Raw genomic sequence first — 18226 nt, 5'->3', positions numbered from 1 at the left:
CGGATTTTTCAGATATAATATATGAGGTGTAATATTACGGAGGTGCAGTACATTGACGAATGAGTTAGAACAAACCTATTTGAATTTTTTACGATATATTTTAGATCATGGTGTAAAAAAAGAAGATCGTACAGGAACTGGTACAATTAGTGTTTTTGGTTATCAAATGCGATTTGATTTATCAAAAGGGTTCCCGCTGTTTACAACAAAACGTACACCGTTTCGCTTAATTGCAAGTGAGTTATTGTGGTTTATTAAAGGCGATACCAACATTCGTTATTTATTGAAAAATAATAATCATATTTGGGATGAATGGGCTTTTAAAAGATGGGTTGAATCAGACGAATATGTTGGCCCGGATATGACAGACTTCGGGAATCGTTGTTTAGTTGATGAAGATTTTAATCAAGTGTATCAAGCAGAGATGAAATCATTCTGTGATCGTGTCTTAGAAGATGATGAGTTTGCTGCGAAATATGGTGAGCTAGGGAATGTTTACGGTAAGCAATGGCGGAATTGGACATCTTCTACTGGTGAATCAATTGACCAATTACAAGACGTTATTCATCAGATCAAAACAAATCCTGATTCTCGGCGTTTAATCGTGAGCGCATGGAACCCGGAAGATGTTATAAATGCCGGAACAAAAGGAAGTAAAGCTGCGTTACCGCCCTGCCACGTTATGTTCCAGTTCTATGTTGCAAATGGTAAACTAAGCTGCCACTTGCTGCAACGCAGTGCTGACTCCTTTCTCGGGGCAAACTTCAATATTCCATCTTACTCATTACTTACGCATTTAATTGCATATGAATGTGGTCTAGAAGTAGGTGAGTTTGTATACAGCATTAGTGATGCGCATATCTATTCAAACCATGTTGAGCAAGTGAAAGAGCAATTATCAAGAGAATTAAGAGCATTGCCTACACTGGTTATTAATTCACAGAAGAAATCAATTTTTGATATTGAACTGGAAGATCTGGTCATTGAGGGGTACAATCCGCATCCTTCGATAAAAGCGCCGATCGCAGTATAGCGTAATTGTTATAAATTAAGATTCGCAAATATAATTTCTGGCAGCGTAGTTTTTTAATTTAGTATGAAGGAAGGAGGGAACTTCATGAGTATTAGCTTAATATGGGCAATGGGTGCCAATCATGTCATAGGAAAAGATAACGATATGCCTTGGCATTTACCTCTGGATTTTGCTTATTTCAAAGCAGAAACATTGGGCAAAAGAATGCTAATGGGCCGCAAAACATGGGATTCGCTCGGAGGCAAGCCCTTGAAGGGCAGAACGAGCCTAATTCTAACTAGGGATACTGATTATTCAGCTGAAGGTGCAGTGGTTCTACACACGCTTGAAGAGGCTCTCAGCGAGGGTAGAAAAGAAGATGAGCTGATGGTGATCGGTGGTGCAGAAATTTATCGCTTGATGCTGCCGTATGCTGACAAGCTAATGTTGACGCAGATCGATCAGGATTTTGAAGGAGATACCCGGTTTCCTGAGATTGACTGGAGGATGTGGAAAGAGGTCTCCAATATCAAGGGAATTCGTGATGAGAAGAATCCGTATGATTACCGTTTCCTTGTTTATGAACGTACGGAATAGCAATAAAACGTTTTCTCTGACATAACATGTGAAATAGTACAAATAATCAGTAGATTTATCCATTACTGTGCAAAAGTGATGAATGTTACTATAATTAAAATTAGAAATGATTATGTATAGGTATAGAATAGAATGTGCAGGTACTTCATTGCGTTGCTGACAACCATACGAAGCCGCAATATGCTACAATGTACTATACTTCAACACGAAGAGAACGGATGGGGGAAACGTAAACATGTCTACACCTACAGGTTTTATGGAGTATAAACGGCAGCTCCCAGGTGATCGGGATCCTGAGCAGCGGGTAAAGGACTGGGAAGAATTCCACCATCATTTATCCGAGGACGAGCTTCGGACACAGGGCGCACGCTGTATGGATTGCGGAACCCCCTATTGCCATACAGGTATTGATATGGCTGGCGGGACCTCAGGTTGTCCAGTACACAATTTAATTCCGGAGTGGAATAACTTGGTGTATCGTGGACTCTGGAAAGAAGCACTGGAACGTCTGCATAAGACAAACAACTTTCCTGAATTCACAGGCAGTATTTGTCCCGCCCCATGTGAAGGCTCTTGCACAGTGGGTCTGATCGGACAGCCGGTAACCATCAAAACAATTGAACTTGCGATCGTTGATAAGGGTTTTGAAGAGGGCTGGGTTGTACCTAATCCTCCTGAGAAACGGACTGGCAAAAAAATTGCAATTGTAGGCTCTGGACCTGCTGGACTTGCCGCGGCAGCACAGCTTAACAAGGCTGGACACACTGTAACTGTATTTGAGCGCAGTGACCGCATTGGCGGACTGCTGACATATGGAATACCTACTATGAAGCTTGATAAAAAAGTTGTACAACGTCGTGTGGATTTGCTGGCTGCTGAAGGAATTAACTTCGTGGTGAACACTGAGATCGGTAAAGACATTCCGGCTCAGCAGCTTGTTGATGAATATGATGCGGTTGTTCTGTGTGGTGGAGCTACTAAAGCACGCCGTTTCAACATTGAAGGCAGTGAGCTTAAGGGCGTTATGTATGCCATGGATTATTTAAATGGAACGATCAAGAGTTACTTGAATTCGAATCTGGAGGATGGTAACTATGTATCCGCTGAAGGTAAAGATGTAATCGTCTTGGGTGGAGGGGATACAGGTTCTGACTGTGTTGCCACAGCACTTCGTCATGGCTGCGGCAGTATCACTCAATTTGGTACACATGAAAAAGCGCCTCTGCAACGGGATCCGATTGCTAATCCTTGGCCGCAATTTCCGAATGTGTACAGCTTGGATTATGCGCAAGAAGAGGCGAAAGCTATTTTTGGTGATGATCCGCGTGAATTCTCAATCATGACCACTAAATTTGTTGGGGATGAAGAGGGGAACTTGAAGGAGCTTCATACCGTGCAGATCCGCCGGATCGTGGATGAGACAGGTCGTAAAATCTATCAGCCCGTTCCTGGAACAGAAGCTGTATATCCTGCTCAACTCGCTCTTATCGCTATTGGTTTCGATGGACCAGAGCAAGATATTGTTGAGGAGCTTAAACTGGAGACCGATCGTCGTACCAATGTGAAAGCACGTTACGGCAAGTTCAACACGAACGTGGATAAGGTGTTTGCTGCTGGGGATATGCGTCGTGGTCAAAGTTTGGTGGTCTGGGCCATCAACGAAGGTCGCGAAGCTGCACGTGAAGTGGATAAATATCTGATGGGCTCAAGCGTTCTTGTCTAGGCTTTAATTTAAGAAGCCGTTTCAAAAGCAGTTTACCTGCTGGAGAAGCGGCTTTTTTTTGGAGCCGACGCTTGACGGAAATATTATTTTCATATAGATTTAATACAATATTTAAATGACAAAAGCATTGACCAAGGACTTACGGTCCAAGAAGCGTTAGAACAGAGAGGGAACTCACCGGCTGAAAGGTTCCTCAAATACGTGTGGATGGTATCCTGCCTGGGTAGCTGCAGCGTACAACCGCTGCCGGAATCGGCCGTTATTCGATCGAGGATCGCCATGTAGACTATGTATGGGCTGGCGGTTAAATAAGGGTGGTATCACGACACATTCGTCCCTGACGAATGTGTCTTTTTGCGTTTAGAGCGTTCATTTTTTAGGGAGGGTACAAATATGCGTCAAAGTAATCTTTTATTAACAACTCTGCGTGAGGCACCTTCAGAGGCGGAGACAAGCAGTCATCAGCTACTGCTGCGTGCGGGATATATTCGCCAATTAGCAGCGGGTGTGTACACTTATTTACCGCTTGGAAGACGTGTTTTACGGAAAATAGAAGCGATTGTGCGGAATGAGATGGATTTCTCTGGGGCTCAGGAGGTATTGATGCCATCTATGCAGCCTGCGGAGCTCTGGAAAGAATCAGGCCGATATGAGGTATACGGTAAGGAGTTGATGACGCTTCGGGATCGTCATGAGCGGGAATTCATACTAGGTCCTACACATGAGGAAGTAGTAACCACACTCGTACGGAATGAGATCAGCTCTTATCGTAAACTTCCTATTACCGTATATCAGATTCAGACCAAGTTCCGTGATGAACGCCGACCACGTTTTGGACTGCTGAGAGGCAGAGAGTTTTTGATGAAGGATGCTTACTCTTTTGATACAAACATGGAAGGTCTCGATAAATCATATATCCAAATGTTCGAGGCTTATCACCGGATATTTGAGCGATCTGGATTGAAATTCCGTGCTGTCCATGCGGATTCCGGTGCGATTGGAGGCGAGGGCGGCAGTCATGAATTTATGGCGCTGGCTGAGATTGGGGAGGATACGATTGCTGCATGCTCCGTTTGTGATTATGCGGCCAATCTGGAACAGGCAGAGTCCGTGCGGCCTGCAAAAAATGAAGTTGTCATGCAAGTACCGGAGATAGAGAAGTTCCTCACTCCTGATTTGCGCACAATTGAGCAACTAGAGCAGGAGCTGGATATCCGGCCAGAGCAGATTATTAAAACATTAATCTATGAAGGTGACGGACAGATTTTTGCTGTTCTGGTCCGGGGAGATCATGAAGTCAATGAAATTAAGGTAAGTAAATATTTAGGAATGAATGAGATTAAGCTTGCTGACTATGAGGCAGTGAAATCCTTAGCCGGTGTAGAGAGTGGATTTGTAGGACCTGTGGGTTTAACGCTGACTGTCCTAGTAGATGCAGCAGTAGCAGATATGACCCAAGGGATTACAGGGGCGGGAGAAAAAGATTATCACTTCCGTAACGTAGTTCCAGGTAGAGATTTTGCGCTTGAGCATGTGGGGGATCTACGGAATGTAGCAGAAGGTGAAGTTTGTCCGCATTGTTTGGAGGGTATTCTGCATTTTCATCAAGGGATTGAAGTGGGTCATGTTTTCAAATTAGGTACTAAATACAGTGAAAAGCTAGGCGCTTCTTACTTAGATTCTTCAGGCAAAAGTCAACCTATGATTATGGGCTGTTACGGAATTGGTATCTCACGGCTTTTATCCGCTATTGCTGAACAGCATCATGATGAGGATGGATTAATGTGGCCAGCAGCATTGGCACCTTATCAGGTTCATATCTTGATAATGGCCGTCAAGGATAGTGAGCAGCGGACGGTTGCAGAAGGTCTCTGTGATCAACTAACCAAGCTTGGCATTGAGACGCTGATCGATGATAGGGATGAACGCGCTGGCGTGAAATTTAAAGATTCAAGCTTGATCGGGATACCTTTATCAATAGTTGTGGGCAAGGAAGCATCTCAGGGAAGAGTAGAGTATCTGGAACGAAACACAGCGGAGAAAGAAGTCTTAGAAATTATGGAAGCTGTGTCTCGGATCAAAAAATTCTATTCACCGCTGATATAAATGATCTTTTTAATCTAATGAGAGTGCCAATGATCAGGGCACAAGAGTGCTGCTGGTAATTTCGTGAGAGTATTGCCTTTTGCCGCATTGATCTGTGCCTGGGTGAGAAAGAGAGCTTCTGCTAAATTAGCACCTCTGAGGTCAGTATCGCGAAAGTCTGCTCCAATAAGGTCTGCACCTCTGAGATCAGCATCCCTAAGGTCTGCGGCTATTAAATAGGCTCCTCTCAAGTTGGCACCTCTAAGATCAGCTCCTTTGAGCTTTGCTCCCATAAGGTCGGCACCTCGACTGAAATTCTTCGTGGATTTTTTTAGTTTACGACGAGCGTCAGTTCTTACAATTTCACTGACCTGCAACAGTAACATATTGATTTTTGCTCGATGAGCGGAAACATCCACCTTTATAAGAGCTTCAGGATTGAGTAAGGTGAGCTGTTCTGTTTCATCGAGAGCTGTTTGCAGCTCAGTATGGATTGTACGGGTTATTTCTAGGTTCAAAGATTCATGTAAATACCAAAGCAGCTCGTGCAAATGCCACATAATCGGAAATACCTCGAACATCTGCTTCGCAGTTTTCGGCTTTTTCCTCCAGTCTTCTCCAGCATAAGTGACTTGAGAAATCTTTTGCCCAGCTCCAAAACAGTCATAGACCGTACAACCACGGTAGCCTAATTCTCTTAGCTCTGTATGTACACCACAGCGAAAGTCCGACTGTAGATTGTGACACGGCTGTCCAGCGTCTTTGTCTCTAGCGAAATCTACGGAAGCAGCAAAAGGTAATGCGGCACAACATAAGCCGAAGCACTGCTCACAATCCGCCTTCAGGGCAGAGAGGCTTCGATCAGAAAAAGGTTCTGTAAATCTGTGATTCTCATACAAGGTTTGTTTCCCTCCGATACATGAATACGCTTATACCAACTTATTTTAAATCAAACGAAAGACTATGAAAAGTCCGGTCGATTAAAAAAAACCGAGGTTAATGTTATAATAGAGTACTGGACCTATTTTGGACTTAAGAACGAGAAGGTAAGGAGCGAATGTTTTTGAAGACACTTATTATTGCGGAGAAACCGGACATGGGGCGGAATATCGCCGCCGCAATAGAACCAAAGGCTAAAAATTACCGTTCCTATCTTGAAGGGGAGCAGTACATTATTACATGGGCAATAGGGCATCTAATCGGATTGGCTGAGCCGGATGCATATGATGTAAAATACAAAAAATGGAATATTAATGATCTTCCCATTATTCCGGACCAATTCAAGCTGGTTCCTAATGCACGGACCATTGATCAGCTGAAGGTAATCGGAGAGCTGGCTAAACGAAGCGATCTGCTAGTAAATTCTTGTGACGCCGGGCGGGAAGGCCAGCATATATTTTCGCTCATTCAGCGGCATTTGAAGCTTGAACATCCTGTGAAACGGCTGTGGATTTCCGATTTGACACCAGAGACAATCCGCAAAGGATTTCAAGAGCTAAAGGATGGGGCGGAGTACGAGAATCTAACAAAAGCGGCAAAAGCGCGCAGTGAAGCCGATTGGCTAATCGGTATGAACGGATCACGTGCATTTACTACGAAACATAATGTGCTGCTGTCGGTGGGGAGAGTTCAAACTCCAGTACTTGCACTTATTTATGATCGCCAGAAGACGATTGAGGCGTTCTCATCCCTTAAGTTTTTTGAGGTAGAGGGCCATTTTACACAAAATGAAATGACTTATAAAGGCATGTGGCAGGGTGACCGGCTGACCGATGGTGAGAAGGCGGAGGCGCTGGCTGCCAAGGTCAAAGGAAAACCGGGACGAATTGACTCTTATGAGGTTAAGGAAACGAAAGAGTATCCGAATAAACTGTATGATTTGACGCTGTTGCAGCGGGAGGCGAATGGGAAGTACGCTTTTTCCGCTAAAAAAACACTCGATATCGCACAAGCGTTATATGAAAAGCATAAGGTGATTTCCTATCCGCGGACAAATTCTAACTATGTTACAGAACAGAATATTCCGGAGATGCATAAGACTTTATCTGCGCTCCAAGGGACGGCTTATGATGAATGGGTGAAAGGCGCGAATCGTAATCTCGTTTATAAAGGAAATAAATTTATCTGCAATCCCTCGAAGGTCGAGGATCACCATGCGATTTTGCCTACATATAGAAAAGCAACAGGGCTTAGTGCGGATGAGGGAAAGCTGTATGATTTGATTGTGCGGCGCTTTTTATCACAGTTCTATCCGGCTGCGGAATATAAAGTGCATACGGTTATGACTGATGTAGAGGACGAAAAGTTCAAAACTACTGTTAAGGAATTATTAAGTCTCGGCTGGAAGGTCATTTACGCGGACCAGAAGAAAGATAAAGCGAAGTCGTCCAAGGGAAAAAACAAGGATGATGAGGAAGACGAAGAGATTGAAGTGAATGAACCGTTCACAATTGCTCCGGCAGATGAAGTGATCTGTAGTGATGCGATTGTTAAAGAGAAGGATACACAGCCGCCAAAACACTATACAGAAGGCACGCTGCTTAGAGCGATGGAAAGTGCCGGAAAACAGATTGAGGACGAAGAGCTTCGGGATGCTATGAAGGATTCAGGGTTAGGCACTCCAGCCACACGTGCTGCAACCATTGAACGGCTTAAGAATGTCGGATACATTGAAATGCAAGGTAAAAAAATCGCCATCACGCAAAAAGGACGAACGGCTATTGAACTGATACGTGGAGCGGGCATCGAGCTGTTGACTTCACCTGAAATGACCGGCCAGTGGGAACGTCGCTTGAACGAGATATCCAGAGGAACGGCGTCGGACGGACAATTTATGGAGAATGTAAAAAGATTCGCCTGCATGATCGTGGACAAGGTTCGTGTGCAGTCTCGGGCGTCCAAAACTTCTTTTGAAGGGGAAACTCCTTCTGTGAATACAGGGGCTAAAGGTCGGAGTGGTGGAGGTACATCTCGTAAAACCAGCGATAAACCTGCCGCGCCAAGAAAACGTAAACCAGCTAATGAAGAGGAATCAGCAAATTCCGGTCCGAAAATTATCGGAAACTGCCCGCGTCCTGGCTGTGGCGGGATGATTTTTATGGGTAAAAAAGGCTACGGCTGCTCTCATTACAAAGAAGGCTGCAAGTTCGTGATCTGGAAAGAAAACCACGGACGTACCCTTACAGATACACAAGTAAAGGCATTGATAGAAAAAGGCCGTACGGGAAAGCTGAAGCTTACGAGCGAAGACGGCACCCCGCTGGAAGGCAAACTTGTGCTCAATAATATGGATACGGGTCAATTAACAGTGGAGTCATAGTCTAACTGGAAGCTTGAATGGATCATGGATGATTACAGCGAATTTGCACGTACAAAGCCGCTATCGGACACAGTTGATCTTAAGCGCGGGAATACATCCTTTTTGGACTGCTATCGGACCCCATAGTCGTTATGGGCGTAAAGGGCTATAGATGCACCGCTTGCGGGAGAATACAGCACTGGAGTCCGCAAACTTGCTCCAACGGCTATAAATTCGCCAATAGCGTCAGCAGGGTCCATAGTCATGACTATTAGTCAGACTCGCCGTATAGGGGATTTGGTTTCGGTGACAGCTGTGGGTGACCATATCTTTTACACATAAAATTCATTAGTAAAGAGTGTAGGACATACCTATCTTAAACGGGATGTAGTAACTTGTGCGCACAAGATATTATGATTACGTAGGGGGCTGATCTTCACTCTTTTTTTATCCTACGGGATAAATTCAAAGGTTACATTTTGATAGGGCAGTATAGTCACTACTAGAATGGAAGGAAGGATGACATCATGGGAATGCGTGGATATTACTTCGCAATGGATGACAACCTAGTGCAGCAAATTATTGCAGGCGACATTGCATTGAAGAGCTTGAAAATAGATGATTGCGCTTCAGGCTATTTCTGAGCTGGATGAAGCGCAGCTCCGCTTGCGGTATGATTTCCCGGCCATGGTCAAGGAAGAAGTATATCCTCTTGAACCTGATATTGTTTCAGACGAGGATAAGGATGCGTTCTTTGCCTACCTGCTACAGCATTTTAACGATATCCGGCGCTTCTACAGCCAAACTGTAGCCGAGGGCAAAGGTCTCATCTTTTATATTTTCTGATTCTAACCAAAAGGCGATACACGTCTCCTGATTCCAATGAGCGCGATAAAAAAAGAACCTTGGACTGCTGAAGATTATGACGATTAGAGAAATAAATGACCAATGCGGGAAACAGTAGGTTCAAGTAATCGATGAGACGAAGAGGGGGAAACGGAAATGAAGACGATCAAGCGCATGATGGACCACCTGTACTGGGCGGACGCACGAATCTTGGAAGCGCTCGAGGAGAGTGAGATGAAGAACAATGACCTTCTGAAGCTGGTTCGGCATGTCGCGGTTGCGGAACGAGTCTGGCTGTCCCGATTGCAGGGCAAGGGCAGTGCGCAATATTCGTTATGGGAGGAAGCGGAAGACCTGACGGCGATCCGAACGATGTTCGAAGAAAACGCCGAGCAATATCGTGTGTATATCGAAGGGCTGGAGGAATTTGATTTGGACGTGATGATCGACTACGCGAACCAGAACGGAGTCCCGTTCCGAACGTCCGTCCGTGACATCCTGTCGCAGGTCATTTTACATGGGCAATATCACCGGGGACAAATCAACCGGGCACTGCGGATCGAATTGGCAGAGCCTGTCCAAGTCGATTACATCACGTTCGCGAGACTCTAACAGGGCCTAATCATCACCATTACCCGGAATGAGATGGGCATTGAACTTCTCCGATATGATCTAGTTTACTCACGCAGGCTCATGAATTCGTAGGATTTTACCTTTAGCTAAATGTGAGATAAGAAGGAAATTGAGGAGGCGGTGGCTTGGAACAACTGTAAGGGCATGTGATTTTCACTCCCATGTCTCAACGGGTCCGAGCCCTTTTATTTAATGCCTCCCGGTACTCCGTGCTTCTTGTCCATCCTGCGAATGCATGACACGCTTAAGCTGCTTGCGGAAATACTTTGACAGAACGATAGGGTTATACACCGACCACTAAGTGCAAAGAGGAAATCTGATGAGATTCCGAAATAGTAGGACCAAAACGTTTGATTTGTCATTGAATGATAACGTTGATATTTTCCAAGGCGATTTAAGGTACAAATATATCCTCTCCTCTCTTTTCCGCAAGTAGAATCAAGCAATGCAAATTCCATTACTCTACAATGACTATAGAGTGGTTGAAACGAGGTGAACAGACCAATTGTACGAGTGGCACAAGCAAATCCAAATAATCGTTAATGAAATTGACGAGTGTATTAAGAATCGTAACAGTGAAGCAATAACGCTACGATTTCTTTCTCACAAGTTAGGTTATTCCGAATTTCATACTACGAGAAAATTTAAGGAAATATCGGGAATGCAATTTAGGGATTATCTACGGCATAGAAAATTAGCCTTCGCACTAAAAGAGGTTCGGGATAGTGAAAAGAGCATTTTGGATATTGCTTTTGATTATGGTTTTTCATCACATGAAGCTTTTACCAGGGCTTTCAAGGGAACATATGGTGTAACTCCAAGTGAATACCGGAAAAAGCCTATGCCTGTCGCCCTTCGTACAAAAATAAACTCTTTCGACCGCTACTTTTTCGGATTTGGAGAGATTGGTATGATGAAATCTACAGATGATCTTAACATTTATTTTGTAACCATCCCCACTCACAAATTTTTGCACATTAAAAACTATGAGAGTAATGGGTATTGGGATTTTTGGCAAAAGCAAAGCCTTATTACAGGACAGGACTGCGAAACTATTTGCGGCTTACTCGATAGTATCAAGGGCAAATTGGATGACGATGGTGGGAGTGAATCTAACGGTGGCAGCGGTCAGATTATGGCTTACATTAATGACCCGGATGGCAGACTCTGCGATTGGGGTATTCCACGTACAGAGTGTTTTGGTGTACGTCTTCCTCTTGATTATAAAGGTGAAGTACCTCCACAAATGCTTATGATTGATGTTCTCGAAGCCGAGTATATTGTTTTTGAACATGGGCCATTCAATTATGAACAGGAAAATCGTAGTGTAGAGGAAAAGATGGAAAGGGCAATGGCAGCTTTTAATTTTGCAGACACTGGTTACTGCTTTGATACTTCCCCTGGGAGAATCAATTACGTGTATCACGATCCGGAGCGGTTTTTGAAGTATATCAGGCCAGTAGTGAAGTTGACCTCCAAGCTAATCGAAACAGATTAAGCAGGTGCTATGTGTTGATGAAGAAAATAAGCAGACTGTAGTGTAGTCTCCGCAATCATATAGTCGCATGATTAGTTGGATTATCTGCTTTAGAAGCAATATAAGTTTAGAGATCCCTATTGTTGTTTGAGTTATTGACAGAATATTCCTATTATCTTATATTAAACTTAATTAATAATTACCAAATGCGATGAAGAGGACAATTAGATCTGGAAACGCCGTTCAGAGAACTGCCGGTTGGTGCGAGGCAGCGGATATCCGAATCAAAAAATCACCTCAGAGCTGTCCCCCGAATTATAGTAGATGGGACCGGGATTCTACCGTTACAAAGAAGCATCGTTGTTGGACGATGGCTAAGAGGGCGTTTATTATAAACGTCAATCAGGGTGGTAACGCGGAGCAACTCCGTCCCTAATGGGATGGGGTTTTTTGCGTCTTCATTAATTAATTATTAAATTGGCAGGCGAAAAATCAACAAACTGTAAGAAGAACGATTAGTTCGAAAAATCTGGAAAAACGTTGAGCAGATGAAAGGGTGATATTGCAATGCAATTCAAGTTGTATACGGATGTGCATGAGTTTTACAATGATACCTATGGTATGCTGATGCGTCATGAAGCACAAAATTTGATTCCTCTTGGCAATATCATAATTGGGCATGAAGGAAAAGACAAAACAGACTGGCGTGACCCTGTAAATTGGCTTATGGTAACTATTTCAGATTCTAGTGGCATACAACTTACCGCCATAATGACACCGCCACACAATATTACGCTTTATGCAACAGACAACATAATAAACCCAGAAGCTATAAACTGTCTGATAGATGGGCTGAAAGACCGTGAAATTCCAGGTGTGATGACCGAAAAAACCTTGGCAGAGTATTTTGCCAAAGAATATACCTTGCGCAAGGGAATATCCTTTAAAACAATGATGAGCCAACGTATATATGAACTTACTGCAGTAAATCCAGACATTCAAAAGGTTGGTATCGTTCGATTGCTAGATGAAAAGGATATTCACTTTTTCCCATACTGGGCTGAAGCATTTTATGCAGCGGGGAATTATGGTAAAACAGAAATGTCCATCCCGCAAGATGCAGACCCTTACCTCTACCGAATAGCATCGAAGAAACTCTATATTTTAGAGGACAACGGGATACCCGTATCTATGGCAGGATATACAAGGGAAATGCAGACGGCAATTGGCGTGGCATTTGTTTATACCCCTCCATATGAGCGCGGAAAGGGTTACGCTACTTCAATTGTGGCGCAAATAAGCCAACTTGCATTGGATAAAGGGTTTATTAAGTGCGTCTTATATACGGACTTAGCAAATCCCACATCTAATAGCATCTATCAAAAGATAGGCTATATGCCAATTTGTGATTCGCTTCAGTTAAAATTTGAATAGTAGAATGATGCGGACAGAACTTCTACTACTTTAGAAAATAAGAGCACAATATTCACTATACGACGGCGCGTTTTGGTGATGTAGGTTCAACAGATATGCTTGCAGCTGCAGCTGTAGGTGCCAAAAGAATTCTCGTAGAGACAGGATGGAGTAAGCAGTCTCTGGAAAATTATCGTCACACATGGTATGAGCTAGCATCAACAGATTTTGTTGCAAAGGACCTCTTGAATTGAAGAGCTTGAAGGTCGATTGATCGAGCTTTGGGAGAAATATAGAGTTACAACCAAATCCAACTGTATAACTCCAGGGTTGACGAGTTATAAAAAAATGAGTTGACACAAAAGTAGTTAGGGACCATACTACATATATGAACAACAATAATAAAAAAATAAACGACATTGAGGCTATTCCCTCGCTTGTACAATCCAAGCGTCAGATTGATCGTTATAACCTAGACATAGACGCACAGGCTATACTCGTCGCGTCTAGGCTAATGGCAGCGGGAGCCATGCTTGGACACGCCTCTGAGATTCATTTCTCTAGATTCGGTTTATCAACAGGGCGTTATCGTTTATTGGCAGATCTTGAAGATAACGAAGGAGAAGAGTTGCCTTCGCAATTAGCGGAGCATCTAGGCGTTACACGTGCTACAGTGACTGGTCTTATCGACATTCTTGAACGAGATGGGCTAGTATCTCGGCGATTAAGCTCAGACGATGGCCGTCAGAAATCAGTCGTTTTAACGGAAGAAGGAGCGAAGAAGCTCCGTGAAATGGCTCCTGAGCATTTCGCTCGGTTGGAAGCGATGGTGGGGTTGCTCAACATCGAAGAACGCAGCGTATTTCTCGACTTGCTGGGTCGAGTTACACAGGGCATTTCAGCACTTACGGGCGAATTAGGCTCGAAACCAAAGGGAAACATCAGTAATGAGTAGAATTGGGCTAGTGAAGCTAGCCTTTTTTTACTCTTATATAGTTAGGTGCCTAATTATAATTTACTGAAATCAATCGTTGAACTATTTCAAAGAAGAAGGGAGCAACTAAATGAACCAGATGAAATACCCGAATCAGACAGAAGATGTTTACAGCATCAAGGCTGTTGGTTCCAAGAAAAAGACTTTTGTACTATGGCGTGAAGTTGTAATGGCCTATGCTGCTCCTGCCATTATGGCAGGTATCGGGGGATTGGTTACTGTAGATAGGGGGCTTCAAATAGCGGCATTGACTACTATTGGCGGTGCATCGACCTTGATGGCCTTGATGATTGGACTTTTGTTGCACAGCCGAGTGGGCCGTTTGCGATGGGTCATCGGTGCACCTCACTTGGTTGTGGTAGGGGTATTCGCAATGGCCGGGTCCTCATTTGGGCTATACGCTGCATGGGTGACATCTGTTGTAGTAGAAATTATGATTCCGAGTAATCACTTGGCCTGGGTAAATCGTGTCTGGATCGATTTCCCGTTGTCTGGATTCATAGCGAGCACGATAGTGACATGGCGGTGGCGACTTGCCTTCACAACTAATTTTTCATCCAAAAGGAGAAGATAAAAATGATAGTTATTATCGGAGCAACAGGTACGATTGGAAGTGCGCTTTTGGAACGTTTGGTTGATCTTGGCGTACCTGTCAGGGCGCTGAGCAGAGAGCCAGAGAAGTTGCGTGATCAAATCGGAGAGAAAGGCCGATCGACTACTGAGGTCGCAAGGGTAGACGCTTCCGATCCTGAATCGCTGCGACGTGTGTTTACAGGTGCTAGCCAGCTCTTCCTTGCCATGTCCAACAGTCCAAGACAAATCGAATTGGAAACCTCAATCATTCAGATTGCCACCGAATCTGGAATCAAACACATCGTAAAAATATCCAGTCCAGCTTTTGAGCAGAGCTCTCCAGTGGCAGTGGCGGGCTGGCATCAAGAAATTGAGAACACGTTGAGGGAATCGGGTATCACCCATACCGTATTGCGCCCTTATGCGTTCATGCAAAATTTAATGCGCTTTGCACCAACGATCACAACCCAAAATGTTTTCTTCGGCTCTATGGGCGTTTCACCGTGTAACTTTATTGACTGTCGCGATATTGCAGACGTTGCCGCAGAAGTTCTGACCAACCACAAGGTATCAGGCCATATATATACGCTTACTGGTTCGGAGATTTTCAGTTATCCCCAGATCGCGAGTCGACTATCTGCCCTGCTTAATCGGCCGATAAGTTACATCAACATGGAACCTCAAGTACTACTCCGTAATCTTATTGAGCATGGGAATCTGCCTCCTTGGCTCGCGAACCACGTTGTGGAAATTCAAACCATGTCTAGGATGGTGCCAGAAAGTCCAAATGACACTGTGAAGCGTTTGCTCGGCAGAGATCCACGCACACTAGACGCCTTTCTACATGAGTGTATAGATAATTTCCGGTAGAGGCGGAGTCCACCTATTCTGATATTTGTATCGATAGCAGTATTTTATTCCGATTCCCATATCTCAATGGTTCAGAGTGTATCCCAAAGGTCATAAAATGACTGCTGGGATACACTCTTTTTATTATGTTCTATGGAACTCATAGAACTTGTTCTTCTATAGCGTTTATAACAGCATTACAAGAAATAAGCTAAAATTCGTCAATAAGTTAGTGTTATTTACGAAATAACACTAAAAAAGCTAATAAAATATTAACGAAAAATTCATATTAAACAAATAAGTTATATTAAAAATAACGAGTTATGCTAACTAACGTAACATTTTTTCTTGACAATCTTTGTGGAAAATTTTAGAATGTAAGCGATTACTCTTAGTTTTCTAAGTGAAATTCAAAAGAAGACATTCGAAAGTTCACAAACAAACATCTGAGTTTAAATTTAGGGGGGCAAAACATGAGAAGGTGAAGGATAACATCATAGATAACAAAAAATAAAATGTTATTTTTTAGATTCATGACTTTGTACGAGGGGGTTCACTTGAGGATGAAAAAAAAGAACGCGTTCTTAGCTCTACTTCTGTCATTTTCTTTGTTATCTGTGACTGCTTGCAGTAATTCCTCTAATAGTGCCAATGAGAACGGTAAAAATGCTGCAGGCAATAGCAATACTTCGGTAAAAGCAACCAGTGATGTGGGTCAAACGGCAGTTAAGAATGAAGGTGCTGCTGATCTTGAAATTAAGGCGGGAAGTTCGGTAACCGTTTTCAATCCAAAGATCCCGACGCTTGATCCTACACAATGGCAAGGACAAATTCTGGTAGGGCAAGGAACTTTGCTCGAAGGGCTTTATGGCTACAATCAGGATAATGAAATCGTTCCGAAAATTGCGACAGGTTATACCGTCTCCGACGACAAAAAAACTTGGACATTTACCCTCCGTAAAGATGCCAAATGGTCTAACGGCGATCCTGTGACCGCCCATGATTTTTATTTTTCTTATATGTATCAATTGGATCCAGCTAACACAACCGCACAACTTTGGCTAAGCGTGCTTAATTTTGTGAAGAACGGATATGCATACCATGCCGGATCTGTAAGTAAAGAAGAAGTTGGTCTAAAAGTAGTTGATGATTACACGCTGGAAATTACGACCACGCTGCCTCACGCGATTCTGGGTGATATGGTTCTTTCCGGGTCGATGCCTATGAATCCTAAAGCGGTCGAAGCGAACCCTGGTAAGTGGTTTGAACCGGGGAATTTTGTGAGCAATGGCCCTTACATGGTTAAATCTTTTACACCAAACGGTGAACTCGTCATGGTGAGCAATCCGAATTATGTAGGTGCAGCTGGCCAGCTTAATCACGGCAATGTAGAGACCATCCATGTTCTTCCGGCAACAACCGTGCCGGTGGAGGATTATATGTCCGGCCATGCGGATGTTGTTCTAATCCAAAGCGCGTCTGATTTACAATACGTGAAGAAAACGGATGAGCTAAAGTCCCAGTTGTATACTGCAGCGACTTATGCGATCAAATATTTGCTCTGGAGCAACCCGACAACGGAATCTCCATATGACAAAAAAGAGGTGCGCCAGGCTATCGCCAAAGCGATCCAACGTAAACCGATCGTAGAATCGGTGCTGAACGGCATGGGCGGGGCGACCAATATCTTTGCTTCACCAGGTTGGCCAACGGAAAAACTGGAGCAAGGACTTCCGGAAGATCTCGAGGCAGCCAAACAATTATTGAAGGATGCCGGTTATGAAGGCGGTAAAGGTCTGCCAACCTTATCGCTGTATGTTGGGGTCAAGCAAGTAGATGCTCAGGGTGAGCAAATCGCTTTGGCGTTAGGTCAATTACTGCAACAAAATCTTGGTATCAAAACAGAGCTAGTTCAGCTCAATGAGGCGCAGTTTAACGCTTATCAGTACAGCGGACCTCAGGGCGATGCAAAACCAGGCTTTATTCTGGCGTCGGGCGCAACAAACTGGAGTGAACCAGGAAGTTTGGACATGGGTGCAACGCAGCAACTATATTCCATAGGAACGCTGGATGCTCCATTAGAAGCTACGAAACAATTCGTGGATTGGACCAAGGAAACTTATTATAAACCGGCCATTAAAAAATATGGAGATCCGGACAATAAGAACGCCGGTGTGGAATGGAGCGACTGGGCAGCATTAGAAAAAGCTGCCAAAGAGGATATCGTCTTTTTGGATAAATGGACAGCAGAGCAACCTGCGGATTGGCAGCCTTATCTGAAACAACTGGGGCTTCCAACGGCCGCTGAACAATGGCAACAGATTGTAGATCTTTGGAAAAATGCTAAAAATAACGATGAAAAACATGCCGCCTTTGTAACCGCTTGGACCTTCGTAGCACCAAACGCGCCAGGTGGCAAGTTGAATCAAAATGCACTTGATGTACAGGTATACTACAACGGTTATCAATCCGATACCTTAAGAGATTTGAGAATGTGGCAAGCGCAATTCGTAAATGCGCTGACCGTCGAAGACGCTGCTCCTATCGCGGCTAAGGTAGTTAATAACCTGCTAGAAGAAGCTTATGCTATTCCGTTGTATTATCAACAGCAATACTTCTTGGTAAAACCCGGCATTACAGGAGTGCAATCAAATCCTTGGGCATGGGGCAACTTCTATGGGCTGCATCTTTTATCTGTAGAATAATCCTAAATGGGTTGAATAATT

At 43.8% G+C, this 18226-nt stretch carries 15 protein-coding genes and 1 other annotated feature; of the genes, 14 read left to right on the top strand and 1 reads right to left on the bottom strand.

What is annotated here, in order from left to right:
* Positions 1-52: 52 nt before the first annotated feature.
* The 4 genes from MHH86_RS17155 (at position 53) to MHH86_RS17140 (ending at position 5438) form a co-directional block, all read left to right on the top strand.
* Positions 53-1033: a thymidylate synthase gene (locus MHH86_RS17155; protein ID WP_036687680.1), complete on the top strand. Its 981-nt coding sequence runs from the start codon at positions 53-55 to the stop codon at positions 1031-1033.
* Between the two features lie 84 nt (positions 1034-1117).
* Positions 1118-1609 carry a dihydrofolate reductase gene (locus tag MHH86_RS17150; protein ID WP_036687679.1) on the top strand — a complete coding sequence of 164 codons (492 nt, stop codon included), beginning with the start codon at positions 1118-1120 and terminating at the stop codon, positions 1607-1609.
* A gap of 235 nt (positions 1610-1844) precedes the next feature.
* Positions 1845-3332: a glutamate synthase subunit beta gene (locus tag MHH86_RS17145; RefSeq protein ID WP_036687677.1), complete on the top strand. Its 1488-nt coding sequence runs from the start codon at positions 1845-1847 to the stop codon at positions 3330-3332.
* A gap of 393 nt (positions 3333-3725) precedes the next feature.
* A complete protein-coding gene (locus MHH86_RS17140; protein WP_036687676.1) occupies positions 3726-5438 on the top strand; it encodes a proline--tRNA ligase in 1713 nt (570 codons plus the stop codon).
* A 14-nt stretch (positions 5439-5452) separates the two neighbouring features.
* Here the strand turns inward: MHH86_RS17140 and MHH86_RS17135 are convergent, their stop codons facing one another.
* Complete coding sequence (locus MHH86_RS17135; RefSeq protein ID WP_036687674.1) at positions 5453-6316, bottom strand: pentapeptide repeat-containing protein; 864 nt, start codon at positions 6314-6316, stop codon at positions 5453-5455.
* 164 nt (positions 6317-6480) lie between these two features.
* Here MHH86_RS17135 and MHH86_RS17130 point away from each other — a divergent pair, with 164 nt between their 5' ends.
* The 10 genes from MHH86_RS17130 (at position 6481) to MHH86_RS17085 (ending at position 18205) form a co-directional block, all read left to right on the top strand.
* Positions 6481-8736, top strand: a complete 2256-nt coding sequence (locus MHH86_RS17130) for a type IA DNA topoisomerase (RefSeq protein WP_036687820.1) — start codon at positions 6481-6483, stop codon at positions 8734-8736.
* Positions 8737-9333: 597 nt separating this feature from the next.
* Positions 9334-9561 carry a DUF1877 family protein gene (locus tag MHH86_RS17125; RefSeq protein WP_235219556.1) on the top strand — a complete coding sequence of 76 codons (228 nt, stop codon included), beginning with the start codon at positions 9334-9336 and terminating at the stop codon, positions 9559-9561.
* 156 nt (positions 9562-9717) lie between these two features.
* Entirely contained in the window at positions 9718-10173 is a 456-nt protein-coding gene (locus MHH86_RS17120; protein ID WP_036687671.1) for a DinB family protein, read from the top strand.
* A gap of 526 nt (positions 10174-10699) precedes the next feature.
* Entirely contained in the window at positions 10700-11692 is a 993-nt protein-coding gene (locus MHH86_RS17115) for a helix-turn-helix transcriptional regulator (protein WP_036687669.1), read from the top strand.
* Between the two features lie 181 nt (positions 11693-11873).
* Positions 11874-12108, top strand: a binding site (T-box leader).
* 130 nt (positions 12109-12238) lie between these two features.
* On the top strand, positions 12239-13105 hold the full coding sequence (locus tag MHH86_RS17110; RefSeq protein WP_076316732.1) for a GNAT family N-acetyltransferase: 867 nt from the start codon (positions 12239-12241) through the stop codon (positions 13103-13105).
* Positions 13106-13155: 50 nt separating this feature from the next.
* Positions 13156-13338, top strand: a complete 183-nt coding sequence (locus MHH86_RS17105) for an HAD hydrolase-like protein (protein WP_256715430.1) — start codon at positions 13156-13158, stop codon at positions 13336-13338.
* A gap of 134 nt (positions 13339-13472) precedes the next feature.
* Complete coding sequence (locus MHH86_RS17100; protein WP_036687664.1) at positions 13473-14039, top strand: MarR family transcriptional regulator; 567 nt, start codon at positions 13473-13475, stop codon at positions 14037-14039.
* 109 nt (positions 14040-14148) lie between these two features.
* On the top strand, positions 14149-14652 hold the full coding sequence (locus MHH86_RS17095; protein WP_170914282.1) for a hypothetical protein: 504 nt from the start codon (positions 14149-14151) through the stop codon (positions 14650-14652).
* 2 nt (positions 14653-14654) lie between these two features.
* A complete protein-coding gene (locus MHH86_RS17090; RefSeq protein ID WP_036687662.1) occupies positions 14655-15521 on the top strand; it encodes an SDR family oxidoreductase in 867 nt (288 codons plus the stop codon).
* A gap of 542 nt (positions 15522-16063) precedes the next feature.
* Positions 16064-18205, top strand: a complete 2142-nt coding sequence (locus tag MHH86_RS17085) for a peptide ABC transporter substrate-binding protein (protein ID WP_076316733.1) — start codon at positions 16064-16066, stop codon at positions 18203-18205.
* The last annotated feature ends 21 nt before the right edge of the window (positions 18206-18226 follow it).

This window comes from Paenibacillus sp. FSL F4-0097, assembly GCF_038593125.1.
Taxonomy (GTDB): domain Bacteria; phylum Bacillota; class Bacilli; order Paenibacillales; family Paenibacillaceae; genus Paenibacillus_AQ; species Paenibacillus_AQ odorifer.
This window is presented reverse-complemented; position numbering and strand designations above follow the sequence as displayed.